Raw genomic sequence first — 273 nt, 5'->3', positions numbered from 1 at the left:
ATCCGACCATTCGTAAGCTGAGAAAGGCACTGCACAATCAGCGTGATCAACTGCTGGACTTTGCCGGTGTCCTTGACCAGAAACTGGCAGTCATCGCCGAATCGTTTGAGCTACCGTTACAGGCAGTGCGGGAGGTCTGCCTGCTACACCGGAAACATAAGACATCCAATCCTTATTGGGTACGGTGGAACCAGTTGCATAGCCAGCTATCTAGCAAATTTCATGGGGTAATGGAGGCGGTGGGCAAAGCGCTCGAAGAGACGCCGAGGGCCA

At 53.5% G+C, this 273-nt stretch carries 1 pseudogene; it reads left to right on the top strand.

The annotated features are described in order from the left end of the window. Nucleotides 1-273, top strand: a pseudogene (locus CKL79_RS23390) (hypothetical protein); the annotation flags it as partial.

This window comes from Leptolyngbya sp. BC1307 (assembly GCF_002286735.1).
Taxonomy (GTDB): domain Bacteria; phylum Cyanobacteriota; class Cyanobacteriia; order Phormidesmidales; family Phormidesmidaceae; genus Phormidesmis.
This window is presented reverse-complemented; position numbering and strand designations above follow the sequence as displayed.